Annotated in this window: 9 protein-coding genes; 4 read left to right on the top strand and 5 right to left on the bottom strand. The window is 67.0% G+C overall.

Annotation, left to right across the window (positions count from 1 at the left end; all coding sequences use genetic code 11):
- Positions 1-40 precede the first annotated feature (40 nt).
- The 4 genes from HMPREF0975_RS06930 to HMPREF0975_RS06915 all read left to right on the top strand — a co-directional run bounded on the left by HMPREF0975_RS06930 (position 41) and on the right by HMPREF0975_RS06915 (position 3087).
- Positions 41-790, top strand: coding sequence for a DUF6318 family protein (locus tag HMPREF0975_RS06930; protein ID WP_009233429.1), 750 nt, complete (start codon positions 41-43; stop codon positions 788-790).
- 305 nt (positions 791-1095) lie between these two features.
- Positions 1096-1614, top strand: coding sequence for a zinc transporter (locus HMPREF0975_RS06925; protein WP_232212479.1), 519 nt, complete (start codon positions 1096-1098; stop codon positions 1612-1614).
- Positions 1615-1876: 262 nt separating this feature from the next.
- Entirely contained in the window at positions 1877-2482 is a 606-nt protein-coding gene (locus HMPREF0975_RS06920; protein WP_021610047.1) for a hypothetical protein, read from the top strand.
- Between the two features lie 80 nt (positions 2483-2562).
- On the top strand, positions 2563-3087 hold the full coding sequence (locus HMPREF0975_RS06915) for a mycothiol transferase (protein ID WP_009233426.1): 525 nt from the start codon (positions 2563-2565) through the stop codon (positions 3085-3087).
- Between the two features lie 180 nt (positions 3088-3267).
- Here HMPREF0975_RS06915 and HMPREF0975_RS06910 read toward each other — a convergent pair whose 3' ends face one another.
- The 5 genes from HMPREF0975_RS06910 to HMPREF0975_RS06890 all read right to left on the bottom strand — a co-directional run.
- Positions 3268-4503: an N-acetylglucosamine-6-phosphate deacetylase gene (locus tag HMPREF0975_RS06910; protein WP_009233425.1), complete on the bottom strand. Its 1236-nt coding sequence runs from the start codon at positions 4501-4503 to the stop codon at positions 3268-3270.
- A gap of 157 nt (positions 4504-4660) precedes the next feature.
- Positions 4661-5092, bottom strand: a complete 432-nt coding sequence (locus tag HMPREF0975_RS06905; protein WP_009233424.1) for a hypothetical protein — start codon at positions 5090-5092, stop codon at positions 4661-4663.
- A complete protein-coding gene (locus HMPREF0975_RS06900; RefSeq protein WP_009233423.1) occupies positions 5089-5985 on the bottom strand; it encodes an ABC transporter permease in 897 nt (298 codons plus the stop codon). Before HMPREF0975_RS06900 ends, HMPREF0975_RS06905 begins: the two co-directional genes overlap by 4 nt.
- Complete coding sequence (locus tag HMPREF0975_RS06895; RefSeq protein ID WP_009233422.1) at positions 5982-6938, bottom strand: ABC transporter ATP-binding protein; 957 nt, start codon at positions 6936-6938, stop codon at positions 5982-5984. The genes HMPREF0975_RS06900 and HMPREF0975_RS06895 overlap by 4 nt, the downstream gene beginning before the upstream one ends.
- 150 nt (positions 6939-7088) lie before the next feature.
- Positions 7089-7463 (bottom strand): DNA glycosylase AlkZ-like family protein (locus tag HMPREF0975_RS06890; RefSeq protein ID WP_332248275.1); only part of this gene is annotated, 375 nt, incomplete at its 5' end.

Below are 7463 nucleotides of genomic sequence, written 5' to 3'. Positions count from 1 at the left end.
GGTGTGAGGAGTTGTTTCGGTGGCGAGGAGGCTATCGGTGATGAGCACGTCCCTACGATCCCCAAGGCCTGTGCACTCGAGGCGACCCGCAGGCGAGTACGGGCGGTCCGGTTCTCGTCTGGGGCGCCGCCGGGCGGCCGCCGGTTTGGCGGTGGTATGCGTCCTGGCCCTGGGGGCGGCGGGCTGCGCGCTGAAGGACGCGCGGGCGGAGGCCAGTGCCAGCGCCAGTGCCAGCGCGTCTGCGGCCGTCGCCCGGGCCGAGAAGGGGATCGCCGACGCCAACGCCTCAGCGACCGCCTCCCGAGAGGCCGCCCTGACCCCCGAACTCAAGGCCCAGCGCGACACCGCCCTAGCCGAACCCGCACCCGTCAAGAATCCACAGGTCAGCGAGGAGACCTCCGAGGGCGCAGTCGCAAGCGTCTACTACTTCCTCGACCTCTACCGCTACGCCTTCATGACCGGCGACACCACCGAACTCGCAGCCATGAGCGAAGACCAGTGCCAATTCTGCCAATCCACCATCAACGATGCTACCGAAATTCACAGCAAAGGAGGGTGGGCCGACAAATGGGATCAAGAAATTGTTGACGCGACTTACTATGAAAAACTAGAAGGCTACAACTACAACAGGGTGAAAGTGGTCGTCAACTACGGAAAAATGACCTCTTACTATGGTGACGGGAAAAATCCCACCACCTCCAACCCCACGGAAGGGCAAGTAATTAACTTTGGAGTTCGATATAACGGCAGAATATGGGTTGTCGGGGTTGTGGAAGTGGAGTCAAAATGATGATGAAACTTCGGACAGCCGTGACCGCCATTGCACTGACCTCGTTTCTTATCGCGCCCGCCGGTTGGGCGGATAATTCTGATCAGGCTCCACCTAAGCTTCAAATGGGCGCAAGAAATGGCGGTGACGGAGCTCAATTCTATGGTGAAGCGACAGAGCAGATTCCCCAGGAGGGGACATCGGAGCCCGGTGCACCACCATCTCAGGAACACCCAGACGTGACGGCATCGGAACCGTCGATGTGGGACGAGAAACCCCACCAAAAATGCACCGACAACGGCGACGAACACCCTGAGATTCACTGCGTGAACAACGGGCTGCTCCAGCCCTCCGGACCCGAGGAACCCACCGGCGGCCCCCGCACGATCACGATCACCACCCGCCAAGCCGCCACACTCATCGCACAGGGCTCGGGCATCACCCGCCAACCACCCGGCCCGAAAGTCATCATCTCCAAAGCCTTCATCGTCTACACCGACCCCACCCCCCGCTACCAGACCACCACCATCCTCGACACAGCAATCGACGTCGAATTCACCCCCATCTCCTACACCTGGAACTGGGGAGACGGAACCACCACAACCACCACCGACCCCGGAGCCCCCTACCCGAACCACACCGTCACCCACCACTACAAACACACCGACAAGAACATCACCACCACCCTGACCACCACCTGGACAACCAGATACCGCCCCACCGGCCACACCAACTGGCACACAATCGAAGGCACCATCACCACCACCGAAACCTCCACCCCCTACGACCTCGTACGCATCGTCACCTACCTCACCGACGACGCCGAAGAAGCCCAAGGACACTAACCCCCCGACACCCCCACTCCGACATCCTCTTCACCAACGACGGCGGGTTCCGTGGGTGGATGCGCCACTCGTGGGAGGGGCGTTTCGTGTCCGGGACTCGGTTTGATCTGGGCGTTCGTCGGGGCGCGGTAGCGCGCGCGACCACGGCCGGCCCGCATCCGGATCACCCACTCGCGCTACCACTCGTCCGTCTGGCCCGCTCCTCGCCCCTTGGGAACAACACCCCATCGCCGTTCTCGCACTCCGCCTCTAACCTCAAGGCATGAGCCTCCCCCAGAGCAGTATGCAGGTATACGGAGGGCCGCCTCCATATGCGCACCAGATCCCAGCCCCTTTGCCGTACAGCGTCATGTCCTACTCGTGCCTGCTGAATTCCATACAGGGAGCCAACGACTGCACCGCTTCCACGCGGAATACGCTCTTCTTCTGGCTCAGGATCCCGCTGGTCGTTGCGATACCGCTCATCGTGATCGGATTGCGCATCACATTTGACGCATTCGGCATGCGCTCCTTCTTCTTCCTTCTCCCATACGTCATCGGCTTTCACGCCGCCACTTTCGCCGCCACATCGAACAGGCCATCACGCTTTGGCAATAGAATCATCACACCGGCAACAGCGATAGCTTTCTTCAGTCACCTGATATTCCTCATATTCCTATCCTTGTCGCTGCCCGATCAACACTTCATTCCCTCGCGTATTCCTTCACCCTTTGAGAACCTGGGACTCTCTTCCGGCTCCTCCGACGTCCTGGCAATGGCGAGCATCATTGGAGTCGGTATCTCGGCTGTAGCCTGCCTCGCCTTCGCCATCATGGAGAAGCCTTCAGCCAGGTACATGAGCATCGCTCCCAACTCCCCGCACCGTTGAATCCCCCACCGCCATTCAGGGCCGGTTCCCCGTCGACGCCGGGCTCCCGCGGGCGTCAGACAGAGGCGTAGCCTGACGGCATGACGACTCCCGAGATGCTCATCGACATCCTGTCACGGTCGCGCGAGCGCTTCGACCGCGCCTTCGACGGCGTCACCGTGGAGCAGGCCAACACGCAGCCCACCCCGGACCTGGCTCCGCGCATCGACTCCCTGACCTGGTTGGCCTGGCACACGGCCCGCGAGCTCGACACCCAGGTCGCGCCGTTGGCGGGCATCGAACCCGTCTGGATCACCGGTGGCCACCGGGAGCGCTTCGCCCTGGCCCTTCCTGACGACACCGAGGACTGGCACCACACGCCCGATCAGGCCGCACAGGTCGTCGTCAGCGACCTCGGCCTCCTCTTCGCCTATCTCGATGACGCCTACGCGCTGGCCACCACCTACCTGCGCGGCCTGACGCCGCAGGTACTCGACGACGTCGTCGACAGCTCCTGGGACCCGCCCGTCACCCGGGGCGTGCGTCTGGCCTCGATCATCGACGACGCCGCCCAGCACTCCGGCCAGGCCGTCTACACCCGCCGCCTCCTGGGCCTGCCGGGCTAGCCGCACGCATCACTTCGGCCGGCCGACCGGCGCGCACGGCCCAGCCGCCTCCGCACCACACGTTCGCCCCGACCTGATGGTTCAGGTCGGGGCGAACGGCTCCCACATGACAAGAGACTGCTGGGGCCCGTGCGAGCCGGTGGCGTGGGAGGATCGGGCGGCGGTTCTGGGCCGCGCGCCTCAGGCAGCGGGTTCCACCGTCTCGCCGCGGCGCAGCACGGTGACGGGCCTCAGGTCCGCGTCGGTGACGACGACGTCGGCCCACAGGCCCGCCCGCAGTGCCCCCACGTAAGGGTCGCCGAGGATCTGCGCACCCTGGACGCTGGCGGCGTAGACGGCATCGACCAGGTCGACTCCTCCGTGCCAGGTGGTGCGCACGACGTCGATGAGGTGGGCGGTCCCCCCTGCGATCGCGCCGCCCTCGGTGAGGCGGGCGACGCCGTCGGCCACGGTGACCGGCTGGGAGCCGAGCACGTAGTCGCCGTCCGCCATGCCGGCCGCGGCCATGGCGTCGGTGATCAGGACGACGTTGTCGCGTCCCAGGGTTTCGAACATGTCCAGAACGATGGCGGGGTTCAAGTGCACGCCGTCGCCGATCATCTCCAAGACGCATTCGCCGCGCTGGGCGGCGGCCAGGAACTCGGGCACGGGCCCGGGTTTGCGGTGGTGCATGGGTCGCATGCCGTTGAACAGGTGGGTGGCGGTGGAGCGCGGGGAGCGGACCATCTTGCCGGCCTCGATGCGCTCGGCGATGCGGGCGGCGGCGTCGGCCAGTGCGGCGCGCACGGGGGCGGCCTCGGAGTCGGTGTGCCCGAAGGAGGGCAGGGCCCCGCCCTCGATGAGGGCCGCGTTGACTCCGTCGTCGCCGGTGATGCCGGGTTTCTCCGGGGCGATCGTCATGGTGACGACGTGCCCGCCGCCGAGCTCGATGAGCTCGCGGGTCAGGGCGGCGTCGGGGTCGATGATGTAGGTGGGGTCCTGGGCGCCGCAGCGCTCAACCGAGACGAAGGGTCCCTCGAAGTGGATGCCGGCGAGTTCACCGTCCTCGCACAGCCCGGCCAGGACCCGGGTGCGCGCCTTGAGGACCTCGGGGGCAGCCGTCACGCAGGAGGCCACCAGCGAGGTGGTGCCGAAGCGGCGGTGCTCGCGCACGGAGATCATCGCCTGCTCGGCGGTCTCGGCGTTGGGGAAGGACTCGCCGCCGCCGCCGTGGCAGTGGACGTCGACCAGGCCCGGCAGGAGGTAGCCGCTCTCGGGTGCGGTCTGCGCCTGCTCGACGACGTCTCCGAAGCCGGCCCTGGCGGCCCGGTCGGCAGGCCCGACCCAGGCGATGTGGGTTCCCGACAGGACGACGGCCCCGTCGTCGATGATGTGGTCGGGGGTGACAACACGACCCCGCAGTGCGCGGACCTGCATGGCTTCGTTGCTCATGAGTCGGATTCTGTCACTTCCCCAGACATCAGACAACCTCATTCTCGGCGTCTTCTCCCCCACATCTCCGGATCCGCAGTGGTCCGGCGGCAGTGTTGCCGGACCACTGCGCACGGGGCGCGAGGGCGCCGGTCACCGGCCGTCAGCGCTGCGCCGTTTCCTGCTGAAGCCTCCCGCACGCAGTGCCAGCGCGAGGGCCATCAAGTCCCACCAGAGAGCTCGCCATCAGCCAGAGCCCCCAGGCCAGGTAGCTGTCGGCCAGCAGCCGTCCTCCGGAGATGGCCGACAGCGTGAGGAGCCAGATTGCCGATACCGCCCCTATCCAGTGACGGGTACCCACCGCGACCAGGGTGAAGACGATCCAGCTCAACGATATCCATACTTCTTTGCCGCCTCCGCTGGCGGGAACCAGTGTTCCGTGCCCCTCGGGGAGCAGGAGCGAGATGGTGGCCGTCGGCAGTTTGAGGAGCAGGATCGTCAGGACGAGCCCCAGCGCGAGACGAGCAGGCCCTGGAGTGCGCCAGAAGCCGGCGTGCTGGGCTCCGGCGGCAAGCTCGGTCGTTCTCGTTGTCATGAGCGCCGCCTCCACATCCGCGCCCCCGCCAGGACGCAGCAGGCGAGCAGCGGCAGCGCCAGGAGAAGCCTGAGCCACTCCACCCGTTCGACCCCGGTGCCCGTGTAGAGGCCCACCGCGACGTCGAGCCACTGCTTGAGCGGGTTCCACTCCAGGATCCTCTTGAGGGCCTCGGGGAGCTGCTCCAAGGGCATCGCCGCGCCCGAACCGAAGAACATAAGGAAGAAGACGGCGGCCGACAGGGCCTGGGTCGTGCGCGAGGAGACCCTCAGCGCGCCGATGAAGAAGCCCAGTGCCGAGAGCCAGGCGATCGAACCCGCCATGACCGCGAGGAAGCGCGGGTTCCACAGTTCGGGCCTCACGCCGTCGCGCACGGCGACCACCAGAACGATGATCATCGAGGCGGCCACCACCAGCGCGAGTGTGGACAGCAGCAGGGCGATCACGAAGTGCCGGCCCCGCAGTGGGAGTGTGGCGTAGCGCCGGTCGATTCCGCGCGAGCGCAGCTCGGCCAGGTATATCGGCATTCCCATGAGCAGCAGGTTGGCCATGACCGACAGGATGAGCGAGGGGAACATGACGTCGATGAATCTCACGCCGGGGGCGACCTCGTTGGAGGCGTAGGGAATGCCGATGAAGACGTACATGATCACCGGGAAGGCGAGGGAGAAGAACACGGCAACGGGCTCGCGCAGCAGCAGGACGAGCTCCTGACGGGCCCACACCGTCACCACCCGCCATCCGGGAGCCAGGGATTGGGGCTGGCCGGGCTGGGACCGACCAACCCCGGAGGAGCCGGCCCGCAGGGTGCCGGAGACGGGCGGCGCCGCGACGGCGTCGAGCTGCGGGTTCGCATGGCGCGCCCGCCGGGTCTGCTGTGATTGCGCGGTCATCGGGCTACCTCCTGATTCGCTTGGGAAACCGCCTCGGCGAAAACGTCCTCCAGCCGGATCGACCCTTTGAGGATGTCCTGATAGTGCAGGTCGCCGCGGTCGCGAGCGGCCTCGATCTGCTCGGCCATGGCGGCCACGGTCTGCCTGTCGGAGATGAGGACGCGCGTGTCCCCGGCCTCGACCAGCTCGACGCCATGGGTGCGGGCCCAGGCGTCCACGGAGGACTCCACCCCGATCAGCCGCAGCCGCCACCGGCCGCCGGCCAGATCGAGGATGTCGTCGACCGTCCCCTGGAGGACCAGGCGCCCGCGATCGAGGACCAGCAGCCGATCCGCGTAGGCCTCGGCCTCGCTCAGGTCGTGGGTGGAGGCCAGGACCGCCACGCCCTCGCTGCGGCGTCGCCGCAGGAACTCCCACAGCTCGGCGCGCGCCACGGGGTCGATGCCGCTGGTCGGCTCGTCGAGGACGAGGGCGCGGGGCCGGCCGATACAGGCCAGAACAACATCCAGGCGCCTGGCCCACCCGCCCGACAGGGAACCGATCGCCTGGGTCATATAGGGGCCGAGGCCGAGCTGGGCGACAATCTCATCGACCGGCCCCGGATCGGCGTACAGGCCGGCTACCGCGCGGATCGCCTCGCGCACCTTGAGTCGCTGGGGCAGCCCCGTCTCCTGGAGCTGAACGCCGACGAGGGCGCGCTGTGGGGTGGAGGGGCGCACGGCCTCGCCGTTCACCAGGACCTCGCCCGAGGTCGGCAGGCGCAGGGCGGAGACCATCTCCATGGCGGTGGTCTTGCCCGAACCGTTGGGGCCGACCAGCACCACGATCTCCCCGGGGTGCACCACGAAGGAGACGTCGCTCAGGGCACGCCCCGAGGCCTTCGGGTAGCGCTTGGCAACGTGGCGCCACTCCATGACAGGGACTTTGCGCGCCGGCGCAGTAGCGGCTTCCATGGTAGCTCCTCACATGCCTTCGTCACTGAAAACCAGTTTGTGATTCAAACCTTGAGATCAGGATACCTTCTCCTGTTTGAAACGCAAACCCTTTTGAGTGACAGAACCAATCGCGACGCCCTGCGCCTGGCGGCCCGTACGGAGCCTCGCCTACTGGGCCAGGCGGTGCTCCATACGGGTGACAGCCCGGTTGACGTCGCGCTCCACGCGGGCCGATGGCGCCGCCCCGCCCTTCCACAGCAGGCCCTCGCCGACCGGGCGCACGGCGACAATCTGCCCACGGTCGACCAGGATCGGGCGGAACATACCGTTGCTCGCCGGGCAGATGAGGCGCTCGCCGCCGTCGTCGGTGAGGCAGGAGCGGTCCTTGTAGCCCACGTGCAGTTCGTCGAAGGAGCCCAGGAAGTGCGTGGCCTGCGCGGCGGTGCGGTGAGCGGACAGGAGGTCGGGCAGGTCGGCGCGCATGTAGAGCAGGGCCGGCCTTCGGGGCCGACGTCGCCGGGGCCGAGCACTCGCAGGCCGCCG

The sequence above is a fragment of the Actinomyces sp. oral taxon 849 str. F0330 genome, from assembly GCF_000239715.1.
Classification (GTDB): domain Bacteria; phylum Actinomycetota; class Actinomycetes; order Actinomycetales; family Actinomycetaceae; genus Actinomyces; species Actinomyces johnsonii.
Note: the sequence above shows the minus strand (reverse complement) of the source record. Positions and strands in the feature narration are given on the sequence as shown.